The sequence below is a fragment of the Vibrio sp. M260112 genome (assembly GCF_036533775.1).
Classification (GTDB): Bacteria; Pseudomonadota; Gammaproteobacteria; order Enterobacterales; family Vibrionaceae; genus Vibrio.
This window is the reverse complement of record NZ_JATABH010000009.1, coordinates 17,084-35,965: the sequence shown is the minus strand read 5'-3', so window position 1 is coordinate 35,965 and position 18,882 is coordinate 17,084. Positions and strand designations below refer to the sequence as shown.

Annotated in this window: 23 protein-coding genes; 20 read left to right on the top strand and 3 right to left on the bottom strand. The window is 46.0% G+C overall.

Annotated elements, in window-relative coordinates; all coding sequences use genetic code 11:
* Positions 1 to 53 precede the first annotated feature (53 nt).
* From QTN95_RS06370 to QTN95_RS06360, 3 genes are all read right to left on the bottom strand, one after another.
* Entirely contained in the window at positions 54 to 1,082 is a 1,029-nt protein-coding gene (locus tag QTN95_RS06370) for a phage integrase (RefSeq protein ID WP_331416796.1), read from the bottom strand.
* A gap of 232 nt (positions 1,083 to 1,314) precedes the next feature.
* Entirely contained in the window at positions 1,315 to 4,641 is a 3,327-nt protein-coding gene (locus QTN95_RS06365) for a COR domain-containing protein (protein WP_331416795.1), read from the bottom strand.
* A 229-nt stretch (positions 4,642 to 4,870) separates the two neighbouring features.
* Positions 4,871 to 5,551, bottom strand: a complete 681-nt coding sequence (locus QTN95_RS06360; RefSeq protein ID WP_443088855.1) for a S24 family peptidase — start codon at positions 5,549 to 5,551, stop codon at positions 4,871 to 4,873.
* Between the two features lie 184 nt (positions 5,552 to 5,735).
* Here QTN95_RS06360 and QTN95_RS06355 point away from each other — a divergent pair, with 184 nt between their 5' ends.
* From QTN95_RS06355 to QTN95_RS06260, 20 genes are all read left to right on the top strand, one after another.
* Complete coding sequence (locus QTN95_RS06355; protein WP_331416793.1) at positions 5,736 to 6,194, top strand: helix-turn-helix domain-containing protein; 459 nt, start codon at positions 5,736 to 5,738, stop codon at positions 6,192 to 6,194.
* Between the two features lie 19 nt (positions 6,195 to 6,213).
* Positions 6,214 to 6,429: a hypothetical protein gene (locus QTN95_RS06350; protein ID WP_239926528.1), complete on the top strand. Its 216-nt coding sequence runs from the start codon at positions 6,214 to 6,216 to the stop codon at positions 6,427 to 6,429.
* A 33-nt stretch (positions 6,430 to 6,462) separates the two neighbouring features.
* The gene (locus QTN95_RS06345) at positions 6,463 to 7,008 is read left to right on the top strand and encodes a phage regulatory CII family protein (RefSeq protein ID WP_331416792.1); all 546 of its coding nucleotides are present in this window, start codon (positions 6,463 to 6,465) and stop codon (positions 7,006 to 7,008) included.
* 19 nt (positions 7,009 to 7,027) lie between these two features.
* Positions 7,028 to 7,441, top strand: a complete 414-nt coding sequence (locus QTN95_RS06340) for a hypothetical protein (RefSeq protein ID WP_331416791.1) — start codon at positions 7,028 to 7,030, stop codon at positions 7,439 to 7,441.
* Positions 7,438 to 7,653 carry a hypothetical protein gene (locus tag QTN95_RS06335; RefSeq protein ID WP_331416790.1) on the top strand — a complete coding sequence of 72 codons (216 nt, stop codon included), beginning with the start codon at positions 7,438 to 7,440 and terminating at the stop codon, positions 7,651 to 7,653. Before QTN95_RS06340 ends, QTN95_RS06335 begins: the two co-directional genes overlap by 4 nt.
* The gene (locus tag QTN95_RS06330; RefSeq protein ID WP_331416789.1) at positions 7,650 to 7,877 is read left to right on the top strand and encodes a hypothetical protein; all 228 of its coding nucleotides are present in this window, start codon (positions 7,650 to 7,652) and stop codon (positions 7,875 to 7,877) included. Before QTN95_RS06335 ends, QTN95_RS06330 begins: the two co-directional genes overlap by 4 nt.
* A gap of 4 nt (positions 7,878 to 7,881) precedes the next feature.
* Positions 7,882 to 8,109 carry a hypothetical protein gene (locus tag QTN95_RS06325; RefSeq protein WP_331416788.1) on the top strand — a complete coding sequence of 76 codons (228 nt, stop codon included), beginning with the start codon at positions 7,882 to 7,884 and terminating at the stop codon, positions 8,107 to 8,109.
* Positions 8,106 to 8,399: a hypothetical protein gene (locus tag QTN95_RS06320; RefSeq protein ID WP_331416787.1), complete on the top strand. Its 294-nt coding sequence runs from the start codon at positions 8,106 to 8,108 to the stop codon at positions 8,397 to 8,399. The genes QTN95_RS06325 and QTN95_RS06320 overlap by 4 nt, the downstream gene beginning before the upstream one ends.
* Positions 8,400 to 8,406: 7 nt before the next feature.
* Positions 8,407 to 8,691, top strand: a complete 285-nt coding sequence (locus QTN95_RS06315; protein WP_331416786.1) for a hypothetical protein — start codon at positions 8,407 to 8,409, stop codon at positions 8,689 to 8,691.
* Between the two features lie 8 nt (positions 8,692 to 8,699).
* Complete coding sequence (locus QTN95_RS06310; RefSeq protein WP_331416784.1) at positions 8,700 to 10,529, top strand: replication endonuclease; 1,830 nt, start codon at positions 8,700 to 8,702, stop codon at positions 10,527 to 10,529.
* 33 nt (positions 10,530 to 10,562) lie between these two features.
* Positions 10,563 to 10,835 (top strand): ogr/Delta-like zinc finger family protein, encoded by a 273-nt coding sequence (locus QTN95_RS06305; protein WP_443088854.1) that lies wholly within the window; start codon positions 10,563 to 10,565, stop codon positions 10,833 to 10,835.
* A gap of 152 nt (positions 10,836 to 10,987) precedes the next feature.
* On the top strand, positions 10,988 to 11,866 hold the full coding sequence (locus QTN95_RS06300; protein ID WP_331416783.1) for a restriction endonuclease: 879 nt from the start codon (positions 10,988 to 10,990) through the stop codon (positions 11,864 to 11,866).
* Positions 11,867 to 12,135: 269 nt separating this feature from the next.
* A complete protein-coding gene (locus QTN95_RS06295; RefSeq protein WP_331416782.1) occupies positions 12,136 to 13,326 on the top strand; it encodes a DNA circularization N-terminal domain-containing protein in 1,191 nt (396 codons plus the stop codon).
* On the top strand, positions 13,323 to 14,261 hold the full coding sequence (locus tag QTN95_RS06290) for a phage tail protein (RefSeq protein ID WP_331416781.1): 939 nt from the start codon (positions 13,323 to 13,325) through the stop codon (positions 14,259 to 14,261). The genes QTN95_RS06295 and QTN95_RS06290 overlap by 4 nt, the downstream gene beginning before the upstream one ends.
* The gene (locus tag QTN95_RS06285; RefSeq protein ID WP_331416780.1) at positions 14,254 to 14,856 is read left to right on the top strand and encodes a phage baseplate assembly protein domain-containing protein; all 603 of its coding nucleotides are present in this window, start codon (positions 14,254 to 14,256) and stop codon (positions 14,854 to 14,856) included. The genes QTN95_RS06290 and QTN95_RS06285 overlap by 8 nt, the downstream gene beginning before the upstream one ends.
* The gene (locus QTN95_RS06280; protein WP_331416779.1) at positions 14,853 to 15,254 is read left to right on the top strand and encodes a phage GP46 family protein; all 402 of its coding nucleotides are present in this window, start codon (positions 14,853 to 14,855) and stop codon (positions 15,252 to 15,254) included. Before QTN95_RS06285 ends, QTN95_RS06280 begins: the two co-directional genes overlap by 4 nt.
* Complete coding sequence (locus tag QTN95_RS06275) at positions 15,251 to 16,294, top strand: baseplate J/gp47 family protein (RefSeq protein ID WP_331416778.1); 1,044 nt, start codon at positions 15,251 to 15,253, stop codon at positions 16,292 to 16,294. Before QTN95_RS06280 ends, QTN95_RS06275 begins: the two co-directional genes overlap by 4 nt.
* Positions 16,276 to 16,755, top strand: coding sequence for a hypothetical protein (locus QTN95_RS06270; RefSeq protein WP_331416777.1), 480 nt, complete (start codon positions 16,276 to 16,278; stop codon positions 16,753 to 16,755). Before QTN95_RS06275 ends, QTN95_RS06270 begins: the two co-directional genes overlap by 19 nt.
* Complete coding sequence (locus QTN95_RS06265; protein WP_331416776.1) at positions 16,752 to 17,831, top strand: phage tail-collar fiber domain-containing protein; 1,080 nt, start codon at positions 16,752 to 16,754, stop codon at positions 17,829 to 17,831. Before QTN95_RS06270 ends, QTN95_RS06265 begins: the two co-directional genes overlap by 4 nt.
* Positions 17,831 to 18,763: a hypothetical protein gene (locus QTN95_RS06260; RefSeq protein WP_331416774.1), complete on the top strand. Its 933-nt coding sequence runs from the start codon at positions 17,831 to 17,833 to the stop codon at positions 18,761 to 18,763. The genes QTN95_RS06265 and QTN95_RS06260 overlap by 1 nt, the downstream gene beginning before the upstream one ends.
* Positions 18,764 to 18,882: the final 119 nt, after the last annotated feature.

Here is an 18,882-nt window from a genome sequence, read left to right as displayed (position 1 = left end):
AAAAACCGAGGTTAACTGACAGTTGTCGCCACTTTGTCGCCACTTTTTCATTGCTAGTTTTCGAGAGGATTTAGCTGAACAGCCTGCATAAGATGGTCTGGTGAGAAGTGCGCATAAGCCATGGTTTGTTCGATTTTGCTATGGCCCAGAATACGCTGCAGTACCAGTATATCCCCCCCATTCATCATAAAGTAGCTTGCAAAAGTGTGCCTTAAAACGTGGGTAGCTTGTCCACTAGGGACATGATCAGGTAGAGCGCGTTTCACGCACTCCCACGCCGCATAATAACGAACGTCAAACAAAGTATGCTCACTAACTCCTACATTCAATACTTCATGATACAAAGAAGCAGAAATTGGTACCGAACGATTCTTCTTACCTTTCGTATCCGTGAACAGCAATTTATTGCCGCTAACCTGAGAACGCTTCAACCCTAACGCCTCCCCAATACGTGCTCCAGTCGCTAAGCAGATTTTACATGCAACATATATTTGTTTCGCTGAAGGGCTATTGTCGTTACGTACACGCTCTAAAAATGGGGCGATCTGCTCTTTAGTCAAAAAGGCTAACTCGCGCTCACTATCTTTCACTAGTTCAATATTTGCTACAGGATTAGGCTGCTCCCAATAACCATACTTGGTAAGCTTGTTAAACATAGCTCGGAAGGTTTTAAGCTCTATATTATGAGTGGTGGCAGATATCACGAGGTCCGGCCTTGTAGGGTGGTGGCTTACCCTATTTGCTCTGTATTTTAAATAGTCATTAGCAGTAAACAAACTGGCAATAGGGTTACCCAACATTTGGACGGTTTTTGCCAATACAACATAGGTTTTTTCGCCCGTTTTAACGGTATGCCCATGAACTTGCCACCAAGTATCAAGTAAATCTTGTAAGCGGCGGTGATCGGTTTTCTTTCCAAGCCATGGTTTATCATTCACCTCTCTCATCGTGAATAATTCAAATGATTTGGCCTCCCCCTTGGTAGCAAATTTTTTTCGGACCCGCTTGCCACCTCGACCTTGTGGGTAACATTCACATAGCCATGGCTTCTTAGAGCCGTCTTTTAGGTTTCGAATAGACATAAAACAACCCGAGATACTGTATTTACATACAGTATTATTTTGTTGTTAACTTATCAATGTTCCAATGTAAGAAGCACGCACAACAATTACCATTGTGGCTTCAAAGTCAACACCTAGTTCCACCATTTCTAAGCTCTATATGCCAAGCTATGATATCGAATACTTACCATGTTTCAGGATCTAAAAAGGGAAGCAAGATTGCTTCCCTTAGGTGATTAGTGTGTAGCTTCAACTATGACAGTAATAGTTCTGGTATAACAGGAAGGCCAAAAAAACTTGCCACTTTATTATATGTTTTCGCCAAATCACGAACTTTACTGATACTACTACCTAAAGCAGCTACAGATTCGCCTATTGGACCTACATTATCTAAAGCGTTATTCAAAAAGTCATGAACTCGCATAAAGTGCCCAACTTTTTCATCAGCTTCTTCTGGGGTCTCGACTTGCTCTATTTCAGAAAGAGCTCCTTTTACGCGATCACATTCTCGCACAAAACGCTCCCTATCTACTTCATTCGAGATTTCGTACTCTGCATCAGATTTTAAATCATCAATTACATAGCCACCTGTACCTTTCAATCTCTTAAGCTCAACTTTAATATCAACTTTCTGAGATTGCTTCACCGTTTGAGATTGTTCCGATGTAACGGTGGTATTGGTAATCTGATCACCAGTCTTGATGTTAATATCACCTTGCTTTACTTCAACAGTCACATTTATATCCTCACCGCGTTGACGGGCAACAGAGCTTTCAGTCTCTTCCCTAGATTCAATACCACTCAAAAGCCGAGATACAGAGAAGTCTTCCTTAAGTTTACCACTAGTATAAGTAGCTTTTCCCATGACTTCTAGGCCAATAAGCTCCTCGTAATCGACATATTCGACAAATCGACCATTCAAAGGGACAAGCTCACGAACTCCAAGAGCCTTTGTGTTAGGTTCATTCAAGTTACGAATTTCATGACGAATAACAGAGAAAAAATCGCGGACTTGAGTACCTGATACTACGATTTTTAACTCACGTTCGACGCTGTCCTCTTCAACGATTGCTTGAACACCTAAGCTAGTATCGGTCAATATAGCACCTGTACGCCACCTCTTATCATCCGATATCTGTTTACTCATCCTGACTAAAAAGCTTGGAATTATCGAAGGCGGTAGTAAGTTATCATACTTGAAGAGAAACTTAATTGTATTCTCTCCATATGTTATTTTTTTTGATCTAATCTCATTAGGTAACAGGTTCGGCACAAGATAAGTGCCACTTCTGGTACTACCGACAGGGTGGCAAAGTTCAAATTGCATCATAGACTCAACAATAAACCGTGCTTTATTGGAATATGTTCCAGGATGAACTTTATCTAGTTCAGCTTGAACATCAGGCAACTTAATATAACCCTTCTTTTTTTCTAAAACTTCTGAATTAATAAGAGTATAAATCCCATCTGTGATCCAATGTGGATTCAATATCCCCATATCGAAGCCATCAAGCTCTTCAAATGCGATGATCACACTTAAATCATGTAGTAAATCTCTTAAGGTTTTTTGAGCCTCAAAGTCAGTAACACCATTAATATTACAAATATCAGAAAACCGAGATAATGGTAGATGGTCATATTCAAACGAAAGAGCTTTAATTTCTTCTTTTATCTTAATCCAGTTTTTTGCGAGCCTAACTTTACGCATCGGTAACTGACGGACCTGTTCATTGATAAGGTTCCTAACTCTCTCTAAATTGTGCCCTGTCTTACATGAAACAGGTTCTATAGCAACAAGGTTAGGGTATTTTTCTTTTAGCCTTCCCTCTGGTACGTTATTCAAAGAAAACATATCTGATTTATTACGTATAATAATTACTTTTGAATTGCCACCAAATGTCTGGACCTGTTGTAACCAATAATTTATTTTTTGTTCCTGTTGCAAATCATCTTTACGATCATTTATAACTAATACGTAAACACAACGCCGAGATAAAAATAGTTGATGTGTTGCATGCATTATCTGTTGACCACCAAAATCCCAAATAGATGCATCAACTGAACATTGCTCATTAATTGGAACAGAATATTTCTTGATATTTATCCCATGAGTTGTCTCTTCTTCAGCGTCAAAACACTCCCCACTAAGAGCCTTCATTAGCGATGTTTTACCAACTTCACCATTCCCAAGAAATACTATTTTAGCCTCATTTAACTCTTCAGTCTCACCGACCATTGATTCAAAGTAAGGCTTTATAGCATTAGATCCACGCTCGACTATCTCTATTGGGGGAGATATCAACGGGTTCCCCGTGATATTTATAGTCGAATGGTTAGCGGATTTTTTTATACCTACCCTCTCCGTTGAAAGTAAATATTTGTCCGACACTTCTTTTGGAATGTCTATTATTTGATTATATGATAGGTTAATATAATTAACAGAATCCCAATCCTTCAAAACCTCTATATTGCTTATTTTATTGCCCGTCAAAATAGCACTTGACAATTTAGGGAAATACCTCACAAAATCAATACTATCCAAACCGCAACTAATAGCAGAAATTGATTCTAAATTAAAGTGAACCCAATCATTATAAATATCAAAGTCAATTTTATTCCCACGTAACACTAAGCGTCTTAAATTAGGCATAAAACTAAGAATAGATATCTTAAAATTATTATTCTCATAATATACAGTGTTATTCCTTTCTGTAAGCCCATCAACAGTTGGTATTGTTTTACTTATAGATAAATTAACCTTACCATAATAAGATATCTCTTTTAGCCTATCTGTTTTAATATTATCCAAATTACATACATCTGAACCACCAGCATGAACATTTAGAGATACTAAAGACGGTCCTAATTTTTGAGATATATTTGTATCAATTTTCGACCTTAAATAAGAGATATTAGGACAACCTGAAAGATCATCTAGTGTAACAACCTGATTTGTAGATAAAACTCTTAGCTCTGACAATAGCAACTTAGTAAAATCAACTTTAGTTTCGTTATTTAGCATTAATAAATTTAAACTTATAAATTCATTTAATAGCTTAGTCGACACTTTAATTTGGCTAGAGCCCTCTATTTCTAAGCTCTGGATATTTTTTACTGCTAATCCCAAGAAACTAACTATTTCTTTTGATAGTGAATCTATCGTTAAGTCTGTTAGATTTGGGAATTCTCCTGGCTCACTATGGCCATAACCATCCCAAAGTTGAACGGAAACCAAGTTATACAATGGGTAAAGTAAAGACCAATCATTAAATATCTTAGATATCCCAATTACATGAGCTTCAATTTTATTTAAACATAACCAATCAATAAGTTCTTTAATTTTATCATTGTCAAGATAACTAGGGTCTTCTATCGATATTAGGCAATTATTTATTATTTTTAATGTATGAGAACCTACGTATTTAATTTCAATGTATCTAGATAAATTTTGAAAATCACTATCTTCGATATTTATATATTCAAACTCGAACTCATAACCACTGAATGAATGTAGGAATTTATGCAATTCTTCTATCTGCAAATCAGTTAGTTCGGGCAAACCAAATAGTTCCTCAAACATTAATGTTCTCCAATATATCAAATTCATTCGCCTTATTAACACCACTATCATTAATGGCATAAAAAAAGCGCCAGATTGGCGCTTTGAACGTTAAAAGACTAGTAAGAGTAAAAACAATAGTAATTTTCCGCCTGATAGACACTTTTATCCAAGCGACTATCACAGTTCTATTTGTATGGAACAGATCATTCCACATCAATGAGAAAAGATATCCACACCTTCTCATGGTTTAAAAAATCTTCTTAAACAACGGCGCTAGCGCCTTGCCGATAACCTTAAAGGTGCGGCCGTTCTTGTGGTTTATCTCGAAGGATTCGTGTTCTGGGTTGTCTGAGACAACGTTGTAGATCCCTTTTGGAATGTTCCACTTTAAGCGCTTTACGTACACTGCATCATCGATACGAATCACGTACACGCCATCGGTTACAGGGTGTTGGAGCTCGCGAGTGTCGACCAGGAGGCGGTCTTTGTGGCTAAGGGTTGGCTCCATCGAGTTACCATCAACATAGATGATGGCAGCATCTTTGGGAGATAAGCCAAACTCTGCTAATAGACTGGTTGGAATGATAAGCTGATCAATCTGGTATTCACTTTCTACCAGTGAGCCAGCCCCAGCTGCGGCATGCACGTCAAAAACTGGTAGTTCACACCAGTCTCTCACTTCCGTCATGGGTTTTATTTTAGAAACATTACTTGGTTCTTGGGCAGCATCTTCTGTCGGCCCTTCAAGTGCCAAGAGTAACTTAGCCTCACTTGGGTCTGTGACATACTTCTCAATAAGCTGCTTTTTTATATCTGGATGAAAATTAGATATATGCAGCTCCATAGCATTCTTAGAACGCGCAGACTTTCTACGTAACCAATTGTTTCTTTTAGCTCTTTGGCTAACTCCTGTCACTGAATTAGCCATTCCTTCTAAGCCCACAAGCTCAGAGCTTAAATACCATTCCCGCATACATAAACACGCATAGTTATTGACACATAATGATAAACGATCATAAAGTGCAACAAAGATTATCAAACACAACTGTTTATCATTAGGTCACCAAACATAGTAATAAACAGTTATGCACAAACATGTATGGAAAGATACCATGACGCCACCTATTAAACTAGATGCGCCGTACCTACCTTTCGAAGAGTATGCGCGCCGTCAACATCTTGATTTGGTTGATGCTGAGCGACTCATCGAGTCAGGAAAGCTCCCGATGAAAGCGGCTACACGCTGCGAGAAAAAGCACTTCGTCAATATGGTCACCCTTTCACGCATTCGTTTGTGTAAAGAGTTCAAACACCAACCAGACCTATTGGAGAAGCTAGCGATGCAAATTTCTATTCAACCTGATTGTGCTTACCTCCCTACCAACGAACTGGCTAGTCGCTGGAACGTTTCTGAAAACTCTATTCGCAACATGATCCGCGACGGCAAGCTTCCGGTGATTGAACGCCAAGGTAGCAAGGGCAAGCACTACATCAACATGGCTGCGATGTGGCAACACGCCGTCGAGGACTCGGTGAGACCAGAGAACCAGCATTTCTTTGCTGCGTTCTAAGCGTATTGGGGTGAACACTATGAACCAACCACTCATGACCACCATCGCTTGTCCGTATGTCACGGTAGCGCACTACTGCACTTTAACTGGCCTGGCAGAAGGCACCGTAAAGCAGTTTATTGATGAAGGTCGCATCATCATCAAGCCCAAGACCAAACCCAGAGAAAAGACGCTGATCAATATGGTGGCGATGACGGAAATGGCCGCCCGAGAAGCGATGGAACAGCTCGACTAACTCAACCCTTACGCGTTGTAGAGAGTATCTGATATGGAAACAAACCAAACAATGTGCGTCTTTTTGGCGGATGTACAACATGAGTACAACGAGGCATGCAGCTTGTTTCGCCAACGTCACCGCAATGAGCTAACAGAGATAGCCAACACCTGTGGCCTGCGAGCAAACATGCTGCGCAATAAGCTCAACACCGAGCAGCCGCACGTTCTTTCCTTACCAGAGATGATGGCAATTTCTAAAGCGACGAACGATTACGTGATTTTAGAAGTTGTGCTACGCAAGCTTGACCTCGTTACCGCTCACATTGCCCAAGGTAGCGAGGCGGAAAGCTTCATTAAACGCGCCCTGAACAACTCCATTCTCGCAGGGGAGATTTCGCAGCTGGCGATAGACAATGCCGGAAACCGAACGCTTCCTCGCACAACAAGAAACTCAATCATCAAAACGGCACAGGCTGGGATTAGCAACCTGATGCTACTTATCAACGATCTAGAAAGCCGCACCGGTAGCGCTCAACCATTTTTTGCAATGGGGGTAGACCTTATTGCCAATGGCGCAGCTATGCCAGGTCTTTCTTAACTTCTACAGGGGTGTAGATATGGATAACTTTCAAGAACAACTGATCAAAGGCTCATTCGAGCAAATCGTTACTCGCTTTGATGCAAGTAGTGAGGAACAGCAGTTCGACATTCTGGTGCAGCTTGATGCGATTGCCAAAAAGCTACCACCCATTGAGGTGTATCGACCTCTCGTTGAGGTATTGGCTGATATTCAAAACGCCATGCAAGGCGATCGTGCTCGAGTGTTCTTCTCACACTCTTTCATCAGCTGGTATCGCTCATCTCCCAATAAGCAAGCCACGCCTCAATTGCACCATTGGTCGCAACTCGATATGAACAATCGCCGCTTGTATCTAGAAATGCTCGCTCTGCGCGACTTAGGCCGTTGGGATGACGAAGCGCTATTTCAGTTCGAACAATATTGCTTGGCAATCATTGGAGGTAAGGCATGAGTCAGCGTCCAATCTTCATAGAAATCAGTACCATCGACGAAGCCCTGCACCTACAAAATGTCGCAGCAATTAATATAGGTAAGTACCAGCAGAACGTAGTCGAAGGGCAGGAACAGCAACAAAGTAACTTGATTCGCTTGTGGCGAGATGTTCACAAGCAAGCTGGTCAGGCGCTAGATAGGTTTCAATCAGAGATGGAGGAACGAGCATGAAGCAACTGATCACTAAGGTTACTTCAGGCTGTGACACGGTTTTGATCTACAACGCTGGATTCGTTGGAGACACGAAAGCCGCCACCGCCTACTTCGCTGGCAATGATGGTTGGGGCATCACAATGACCATGCCCCTCTGTGAGGTTACTCGTTTCGTTGGTAGCACTCTTCAGGTACGTGCGTTTATTCAGTTCGCTAAGAGCAAACTCGGATTAGAGGAGTAAGAAGATGAAGTATTTCGCCCTTCGTTTATTTGGTGATGGCGCCCTCAAGCGCCACAACCAGACCTTTGAACCTGAAGTCACACCGCTCGGTGAGTTTGACTCGTTAGAGTCGGCAGTTGAACAGGCTTGCGCCCAGCTCGACTGCAATCATCTGCTGCGTGGCGTGCTTAGCCAGGGAGAAGGCGCTGGCGGTTACATTGTAATGGATGCACAGGAGCTTGCAGCGGTATGAAAGTTTCAAAAATACATTCCAGCGAGCGAGGCTTGGTGGCCAAGGATTTCTGCGCTGTTGCTCGCGCATTAGACAGTGTGGTTCATCACCCTCCCTGCGTGTTCATTAAATCTGATACCAAGGGCGCCTTCTTAGGCTGGGCGATTTCGGTGTTTAGCCAGGCACACCGTGAAGCCATCTATCTGGTATCTCAAGGTAAGGAGTTAGCGCTTTTCCCTAGCCTGCAAGAAGCCATGATGTTCTTGAAAGAGGAGCGTATTTTCACATTCAACGTGAGTTCTGCAAGCTGAGGTAGTTATGAGTGAAGATATTGAGTACAGCCCGAGCCAGTCCATCTATGCAGATAATGGTCAGTACGCAATGACTGCGACTTCACCCTGCCATAAACCCTGCGCGGATATGGCAGGTATGGTCAATCCCGATCCTTCTAAGACAGAGCGGGCTCGTTTTCTACTTGCGGAACTGCGCAAGAAGCACGGGATTAAGAAGCGATCTAAGCGTGATCACAAGCCGATGACCTATACCTGCACGGCCCAGGGCTGCATTGAGCACTGGGGTTGTATCAATAACGCCAAGCCATAGAGGCGACCATGAATCAAGTTGAAGCAGATGAAGCGCTCAATAGACTAGAGGAACTGGGACGAGCGGCAAGTATCGCCAGATACTCATCTTTTACTCGTCGCTTTTTCCCACGGCTTCCTCAGTTAGTGAGAAATGACATCAAGCGTAAAATTGTTCAGCGTATGGGGCGTAAGAATCCTACTCGCGAGAACCTGGTTAGGGCGGCAGAAGATGCGGTCAATTTCGGGCTAAAACAATCTCACTTCCTCGAAGATAAGTTCCCGTTCGTTGACGCCAGAAAGGGCGCGAAATCTCGACCTCTCACTCACTCCATTCTGATGAGAGATGATGCAGTCAAAGAGCTAGCCAAAGAGTACGCCGACAAACTCACTGCGCTTATCTCTGATCCTGAACTTGGTGAGCAATTCGCTAGCTTTGGCGAAGCGTTAGAGCACGTTTATCACCAGCAAGCGGATAATCTACAAGAGATATTCGTCTCTGCACCACAGATTAACTTCTCCAAACGTGAGAAGAAGGCTGAAGAACTAGAGCAGGATCTGCAAATCGCGATTTTGAAGATGCAGAACGAGGATTGGATTGTTGGTAGGCTAACTCATCTTCGCGCCCAGTATATCGAGTATGCGCAAATCGCTTTAGATCGTGTTGGCGACTCTAAGTATCAAAAGCCCTATATCAGTGCCATTTCATTCTCGAACTGGATGCAGAAGCAAAGAGAAGCCAAGCGATTTGTTGAGTCGATGGCGGTGATGAATAACGAGACTGGTGAAGCCTATAACCTTGAAGAGGTGGTCAAGCGCACCACAGCAAACCCAGAGAATCGACGCATCGAGATGATGGTACGTTCACGCGGATTCGAGGAGCTAGCGCAAGACTTAGGTTATGTCGCCTTGTTCCTGACCTGGACACTGCCAAGTAAGTACCATCGCAACTCGCCCAAGTGGGATGGTGCGACGGTGAAAGAAGGTCATCGAGCCTTAATGAAGAAGTGGGCGATTGGCCGCGCTGAATTAGCGAAATTAGACATTCATTACTTTGGCTTTCGGGTTGCGGAGCCACATCAAGACGCGACCAGTCACGCGCACTACTTTCTATTCTGCGCCCCTGAAGATACGGACAAGGTAACGTCGATTCTCAGAGAACGTGCCATCAGTGAGGATAGAGAAGAGCTAGGTTCTAAGACCCAAATTCGTTTTGATGTAAAGGTTGAGGACCCGACCAAGGGCACAGCGACCGCCTACATCGCCAAGTATGTTTCTAAGAATATTAACGGTAAGCACATGCCAGAAAATGAAGCCGAAGAATGGGCCTATCGTGCCAGAGCTTGGGCTTCTACTCATCGCATTCGGCAGTTTCAGCAGTTCGGTGGCGAGCCTGTTTCATTATGGCGTAACCTGCGCCGCACTCTACCCAATCAAACCTCGATTGATCCCAAGCTCGAAGAGCTAAGGCAAGCCGCAGATTCATCAAAATGGTCTTTGTTCTGCCAGTTAGCTATCGGCGCAAAACTCGAATATGAAGCCAAGCTAAATCAGTACGGAGAAACGACCAAAAAGGTCATTGGATTTTCGTGGTTCGGTCAGTTAATCGAAACCTGCAGCGAGAGCTACACCTTAGTTAAGAAGAAAGATGTGAAGCGACTTCAAGAAGCGCGGAGCGGTTCCCCTTGGAGCACTGAAAATAACTGTAACTCGGCACTCCTAGAGCAGCTTCGGCGCATGACAGGATGGAGTTCCCAGGGAGTGAAATGCCTGGTTAAACCTCTGCGGCTCGGCGCAAAGGTTCCGATAGACAAATATATGTCCGTTCAGCTACGAAACGGACGGTTAGTGACGACCTAGACTTGATACACGTTCACTACTTAGGGGTGGGTATTGAACAAATCCGTCAGCCAGAGGAGAGAATTGATGTTAATGCCCTGCCCTAAATGCGGATGCAAAACCCGCATCGTCACCTCTCAAGAGATGACGAACGAAACGCGCAAAGCTTATTGGCAATGCCTGAACTTTAACTGTGGTGTGCGGTTTCACACACTGACGTCAGTTGAAGGGATTATTGATACCGTGGGCCAGCCACCAGACCCAGACCTGCAGCCGGAGTTGTGTAAGGAAAAGGGGGATGTGAAGCAGATGGATATGTTTAAGTGAAACAATTAGAAATTCATACCAACCTTTTACTACTGACCACCTTAAAATCATTGAAAAATCTTATAACAATCAATATGTAAAATAAGTGGTAACGCAATTGTTGTTTCCTGATACTCTATGTTGGGCGTTACAACATAGGTGGATTTTTAGACATGACGATTTTAGATTTCAATGAAATTCAACGGGCAAATATCAAAAGCAACAAATCAGATGAGTTTGAGAACTTTGCTAGTGAGTTTTTTCAATTATTGGGGCTTAAAATCGAACATCATCCTGGGATAGGACCCGATGGTGGAAAAGATATGATTGTCAAAGAAATACTTGACGGTCAAATAACTAAGTCAAGGAAACGCTGGCTAATTAGCTGCAAGCATAAGTCACATAGCGGTACAGCCGTTGGAAGTAGTGATGAGATAGATATCATTACTAGGGTAAAAAGATTTCAATGTACTGGATTCATTGGCTTTTATTCGACATCACCGAGCCAAACCTTAGTAGATACGTTTAAAGATATAAACCGTGAAATAGAATGTATTTTTTACAACTATTCAATGATTGAGAGAGAACTCGCGAAAACAGATGCAGGGAGAGACTTGGCGCATAGATATTTTCCGCAATCCAGCAAACTACTAAACACATATCGACCGACAACTGCCCCATCAAATATAGTCCAGCTCAAGTGCGAGCTTTGCGATAAAAATATATTCGATAATCTATCAACCGCATCAGTTAATGCATGGGGGTTCGACACCAATACAGGGTCTTCTACTACAACGTACTTCTCTTTCCACTGTTCCAAACGCTGCGAAGAGCAAGGAAATATAGACGTTTACGAGGCAGCTTTTGACGAAGAATGGGGGTATATTGAGTATGATCTTCAAGAACTGGTTGCTTATAATGGCTGGCTTGATTTTACAAACGCATTCTCTGAACACGGTTCACTTGGCAAGTGCTCGACTATATTAACTCGAAACAAAATTGACACTTTTATCGACTCACTAAACAAGTACATCTTTAATTCACGATTATAGGTACTGAAGTTGCCCCCGAAACGAACAAATACGATCCTAGACGATCTCTAAATCCCCAATCTAAAACAGCCCTCGATGTAGATATATCAAGGGCTGTGCTCTACTAACCCTACCAAAACACGATCATTTATAGGATCGCAAAATTGCAGTGTGGAATTTTAGTGTGGAGGGAGGGGTGAGTCCGAACGAGCGCTGAGCGCTCTATCCCGTCCTGATAATTTCCTGCCGCTGCCAATTTCATTTTCACTCTTCGATTGGTAGGTTTTCTGATGTGGGAACGACAATACGAGTACGCACGCTGGAATGGGCTGAAGCTCAATATCCTCTCGACCTCCTTTGATGGTGGTCAGCGCCTGCAGGTGAGTGAGATCCCCTACGCTGACCTGCCTCATATCAAAGTGATGGGCGCGAAAGCCCGAGCCTTTACCATTGAAGCGGTATTCGTCGGTGCCAGCTCGCTGGCCGATGCCAATGCATTTATCGATAACCTCGAAGCCGAGCCAAAGGGAGAGTTAGAGCATCCCTGGCTTGGAGAGCTGTCGCTTGTGTTTGAAGAACACTCGGTCAGCATCAGCACTAAGAAAGGATTGGTCACCTTAAGCCTCAAGTTTGTCCGTGCTGGAGACAGCCCCTCCATCACGGCATCGACAACGGTGCGCACCAAAGCCCAAGCTAACATCGTCGAAGACCTTTCTAAGCAGTCATTCATTGAGCAGGTCAAAGCGCTCGATGTCTCCCAGCTTAACCAGGTACAAAGTGATACCACCCGAGTACTCAACGTGCTGGTTGATATCACCAACCGCCTAAACCTCGCTGACGATTCGATAAAGAGCATCAACCTGACCATCAATGAAGCCTTCTCGGCGGTAAGCAGTTTGAGCACCAACCCAGCTGAGTTCGCGGACAGGTTGTCGCAGGCAATTGATAGCGTCGCGCAGGGTGTTCAATCCGAACCAGATTCAGAAAGCGAAGCGGTCGATAACTCGCGCAGTGCCCAGCGCTTGATGCTTGGCGAAGTGAAATCAGACAGCCCGACCAAACACCACAACGTGCAGCTGGTCACCGGCGCGGTGAAGATGAGTAAGGACATTACCAAGTTAGAAGCTAACGACCGCTTTGATATCACCCTCGCGCAAAAGCAACCTGTGATTATGCAAAGCGACCTGTCGACGTTAGCGGTCAGCATCGATGAGCGCATCAAAGAGACGACTCAGGTTTCGACCAAGGAGAGCATCGAACTCTATGACGCCCTGACCCTGCTAAAAAGTAACGTGCGAACTCAGCAAGATAAAGTCACGCAGGGCACTAAGGCCGACCGAACCGTGCAGTCACCACATTTCAAATCTGCGCTCACCATCGCCCACGATGAATACACCAATGAGCACATCATTACCAAAATGAATGCTCTACAGCATCCACTGTTTATCCGCGGCGATATCGCGGTAAGGGATGTGCGATGAACCAGCTCACCATGCACATCGATGGCAAGCCGCATATCTTCTATCAGGCAAACCTCAACTACTCGACGGAGCAGTTAGCCCATACCTTTAACTGCGACATTGAGCCGATGACGATGACTCGCCCGATGTCGGTTGAGTTCTTTCTCAATGACAAATCTATCTTGGTTGGCCAAATCGATGAGGTGGAGTCAGACACCAGCGCGACCGCACTCTCGATGCCCATCGTCGGACGCTCCAAAAGCGCCAACATGATTGACTCGCGTATCACTATGGATGCGCTGTATAACCTCAACGTTGAAGAGCTACTGAGAAAGCTGACCAAGCCTTTCGGCTTAGGCGTGCAGAGCCTGGTCAAAGGCATGCCTAAGATAGAAGAGTTTCAGATAAATGCCGAGTCACCGGTCGAGAACATCGCCCAGTTGATTCGCGAACAGGGCTACATGCTGATTGAGCGTAACGGGGTACTGACGATAGAAAACACCGCGCACGCGACCATCAATAATATTGGCCTTGAGACCGGCAACAACGTCAGCAGCCTGAACATCAAACGAGCTTTCAATAAACAGTTCCACACCATTGAAGTACAGGGCCAGTGGGATGATGCCAGCGCTAAAGTCACCAACCCAAGCATCGACCGTTCACGCAGCTTAGTGATCACGTCTGACCAACTGCAAACCAGTGAAGCGTGTTTATCGCGCGCCAAGTATGAGCATAACCTTGCTATCGCTGAGAGCCTGACCGCTTCAACTTCCATTGCCGATATATTTCCGCAGCTGGCGATTGATGGTTTGAACCGGGTGATACGCGTGATCGACAAGCAGCAAAACTTCAGTGAAATGTTGGTGATTAAGTCACTTGGCCTATCGGTGTCCGAAAGCTCGGCAACCACGTCCGTTGAGTTAGCAAGGCCGTTCAAGGAGCAAAGCCATGTCTAGTGCTCGCCTTCAACAGCAACGCCTAATGGCACGGATTAAAAACCTGATTGGTACCGGCACAGTTACGGGCGCCACCACAGGCATGCTGCAAATTAAGACCGCGACGGGGCGAACCAATGACCGCATTAAACGCGTCCACAATTACGGCTTTATGAGTCGGCCATTGCCAGAAGCAAAAGCCTACAACCTGTTTATCGGTGGCGTGATGGCGCGTGGTATCACCGTCAACGTTGAAGACGAACGCTATCAAATAGACCTGCAGCCTGGCGAAGTCGCGATGCTGGATGACAAAGGCAACCTCATCCACCAAACCGAGCAAGGCATCAAGATCTACGCAGCGCAAGGCAAAGTCGAAATCATCGCCGCGAGCGAGGTCTCTGTCACCGCGCCCGAGGTCAATGTTGTCGCAGACAGCTCTACTTTCTCCGGTGATGTCGATATTGCGGGCAACCTTAATGTTGGCCAAGACGCCGTAGTCGCCGGCAGTGTCGGTGGCGCCTCGGGTACGTTCGGTGGGGTCAAAGTAGAGAAGCATGACCACGATTATGAAGACGACGATGCAACCAAAACAACCCAAGGACCGAACGCCGCATGAACCATTTTCAACTCAGTGCTCTGACCGAGCCAATTAACTCCAGAGAAGGCATGGCCCATGCAGTGCGGCAAAGCATCTACAACTACGCTGAGTCGACTCAAAACGACCGCGCCAGGATGGAAAGCAATCAGCGTGGCGGCAGCTGGAGCAATGAGCTTATCGAGATTGTCGGCTCACGTGACTGGACACTGAAAAGAGCCAAGTTAACCGATGAGACCTTACGACTGGCTAAACGCTTCTATCAAGAGGCGCTCGCCTGGCTCGTTGAACAAGGCCACGCCAAAGCCATCGAGGTTAACGTCTGGAGAGAGAAACCCAATCAAATGGGTCGCAATGTGATGATCACGTTGACCGATGGTTCAACCTTTGAAGTCCCACTAACACAGGTAAACAAATGAGTACCCAAGTCAGCCTCGAGAGCTTAATTGCTCGGGCAGAAGCCAACCTGGTCAACGCAACAGGCCAGAACAACCCAGCCATCAAAGCGATTGCCTCTGCCATCGCTGGCGTAAGCTACGGTCAATATGGCTATCAAGACTTGCTCTTCAGGCAGCTACACCCTGAAACCTGTTCAGAAGCCTGGCTGTATCTGCATGCCAATCGTCATGATACCCCTCGACTTCTACCGACCTTTGCTAAAGGTTTCGTCCAGTTTAGCGAACTCGATGGCACCGTAGTGATCGCTAAAGGCACGCGTCTGACTCATGGTGATAAAGAGTACGAAACCACCCAAGAGCAATACAGTAATGTGCCGGTCGAGGTCATTGCACTTGAATCAGGTATCGCAAGTAATCTGGCCAATGGTGCCACGCTGACTTTAAGCGAAGGCTTGAGCGGTATTGACCCTAATACTGTGCTCTCACTAGGCATTGAAGGCGGCGCCAATATCGAAGAGCTCGAACACTGGCGAGCTCGAGTCATCATCGCATTCGAAAAGAATGAGCTCATCGGTAAAGCCGAAGACTATCAAGTGTGGTCGGTATCGGCGCACGCCGATGTCGATTTTGCCTGGGCGCTCGATAACACTCCCGAGCGCGGTATGGTTCAGGTCTATATCGGAGCCAGGGAAAACGACCCGACCCTGAGTGATGAAGTAGTCAACCTAGTGCAAGCGACTTTCGAAGCCAATCGTCTGGCAGGCTGTCACCCGTTCGCGCGCCTGCCTGAGCAAGTACCACTCGATATTGAGGTGCAAGGGATTGAAGACCAGATAGTCCGTGATGATGTCACCACCGCACTGGAAAACTTCGTAAAAGGGAAAATGGGCAAGATAGACCCAGCGACCCGCAATCCTGAGTCCATCACCAACACCGAAATCGTGTTAGTAATTTCAGCGGTAACCAACAACTTTATCGTCACCGCACCGGTCGGTGAAGTTGCAATCAATAACAATCAAATTCACGTATTGGGAGACGTCACATGGACACCTCCGACTTAATCATTCGGTACAGTGAAGGCGATTTTGCACACGCATACCGAGGACTGCTGCCTCAGGGCGAGTATTGGCAAGAAACCGAGAACCCAGAGCTCACCAACACCATCAGGGGTATCGCCAAAGATTTCAAACAGACCCATGACGACATTGAGCTGTCACTCCTGACCAACTTTGAGCAGCAGGGATTCGGCTGGAAGATATCCGACTATCAGCAGCTCTTAAACACCACCGCAGGCCATCAAAGCGGCCTAGTGTTTGATGATGTCAGTACGCCGAATCTCATCTACGGCTCCCTACATGATGCGTTTCGTCATTTCAGTGTTCAGGCGTGGCTTGCCTTCGAACAAAAACGACTTCCTCACACTGAGATTGCCTGGATTTACCGCTCCACTGTCGATGTTCACCACCAAATGTCGAATGGCCGACACATCAGAAACCAGCACAAATACGAGGTAACACAATGAGCTTATTGATTACTGATGCCGGTATCGCGGCCTCCGTTCAGGCGGGCGAGCTGGGCATCAGTTATAAGATTACTGAAATCAGTATTGGCACCGAGGGATACACACCAACGGCAGACCAAACCGAGCTGAAAAACGAAGTTCAGCGCAAGGCCATCACCCGAGGGGAAGTCATCGGCTTATCGCAACTGCACTTCGAGACTGTCTGGGATGGTGAAGAAGAGTTTGAAGGCAAAGAGCTCGGTTATTGGCTGGAGAATGGCACCTTATTTGCGGTCGATAGCCGTGACGGAGAAGTCATCACCTATAAACGAAGGGATACGGTGGTCACTGAAGCGTGCGAACTGAACCTTGCGGCCTCAACGATTGATAACATTACTGTCGAGCTGATTGGCACGCCCACCGCCACAGAGCAGCGCGCCGGCATTGCTCCCATTGCCACCGAGGCGAAAGTGGATGAAGGAGAAGACGATTACGCCTTCTTAACCGTCAAGAAGCTAGTTCATTCCTTAGGGGTCACCCATGTCATCGATAAGCTGGTCAGCAACTTATGGTTAAAGCTCGCGGCGAAGATATTCCCGGTCGGCGCGGCAATTCCCTGGTTCACGGATGTTGCACCTGAAGGCTTCGCGATGATGAAGAACCAAGCGTTCGATACCGAGCTTTATCCTCATCTGGCGCAGATATGGCCGGATGGCGTGATCCCAGATATGCGCGGCTGCGGCGTGATCGGTAAAGAGGACGATGAAACCATCGGCGTTTGGGAAGAAGGCCAGGTCAAACAGCACGGTCACCCCAACTCAACAGCGAGCTCAACAGACCTTGGCTCAAAGAGCACCAATACTACAGGTAACCACTCGCATGGTATTCCTTACGGTACCTCCAATGGTCCAAACGGTCGCTATTTGGATTCCGCCCATTCCTCTTATGGATATCGATACAATACCGCTGGTTCTGGTAACCACGCTCACTCTGTCTCCATTGGCGCCCATGCTCACTCTCTCACCATTGCTCTGTTTGGCGCCGCGAAGAACACCATCAACCACCGCAAGGTAAACTGGATTGTAAGGATGGCCTAATGACTCAATTCTTTAACCGCTCTCAAACCGTTAACGTCTCTCGCATCACACCCGATGGATGGTGGCTGGAAAATACCCAGGAGCATGTCACCAAGGGCACCGCGCTCGGCAATGACTTTACCCAAAATATCTACACGCCATCAAGTGCAGGCATGATCGCTCGCTATGACCGCGAAAGCGACACCTGGTCAGATGAAATTGAAGATATGACAGGTAAGCCCTATTGGAACCACTCAGGTCAGCAGTTCGTTATTGGCTTACCGGATGGCGACTACCCCGAGTGGGCCATTCAACAGGCGCCGCCAGAGCATGACCCACAGCTTCATACTGTGCTGCATAACGAGCAAACTGGCTGGAAGGTCTACGACATCTTAATTGGCACCCCTTTCTACGATAAATGGGGCGTCAAGTTTATCGTCTCTGACTACAACTTCGCACTGCCTCAAGCGTGCTCATGGGAAGCGCCGCCAAAGCCAGATGAAGGCTACGCGGTTAAGCTTGTCGAGGGAAAGTGGCAGCAGCTTGTCGATAAACGAGGGGAAATCGCCTACGCCAAAGACAGAAGCGAACATAACGATTATCAGATTGAACAGCTGGGCGAACTACCGAACACGCATACCTTATTAGAGCCAGAACAGTTCGATTCCTGGCAGGGCGATGAACTTGGCTGGGCTTACGATATTGAACGTCACCGACCAGTAAAAACCCAACAGGAGAAGCAGTGGCGCAATGCCGCACTGATGGACGTCATCAACCGCATTGACCAATACGAAAGAGACCAAAAGTATCCTGCCGAGCTGCGTACCTCGCCAATCCAAAATGAACAGCAACTGATGCAGCTGCTCCAAGACCGCAAACAGCTCAGCGATTACCCAGATACGCCCGATTTTCCTTTTGGTGAAAGGCCAATCTTATCCGGCCAGACCAACTAACTCAGACCCAGCCATCACGCTGGGTTTTCTTTTATCAGGCTTCTATATCCCTTGCTTAGAAAGGCCATCGATACCCTTTAAAATTCGGCTCGATAGACTGGTTTTGTGGGGCCGAATCA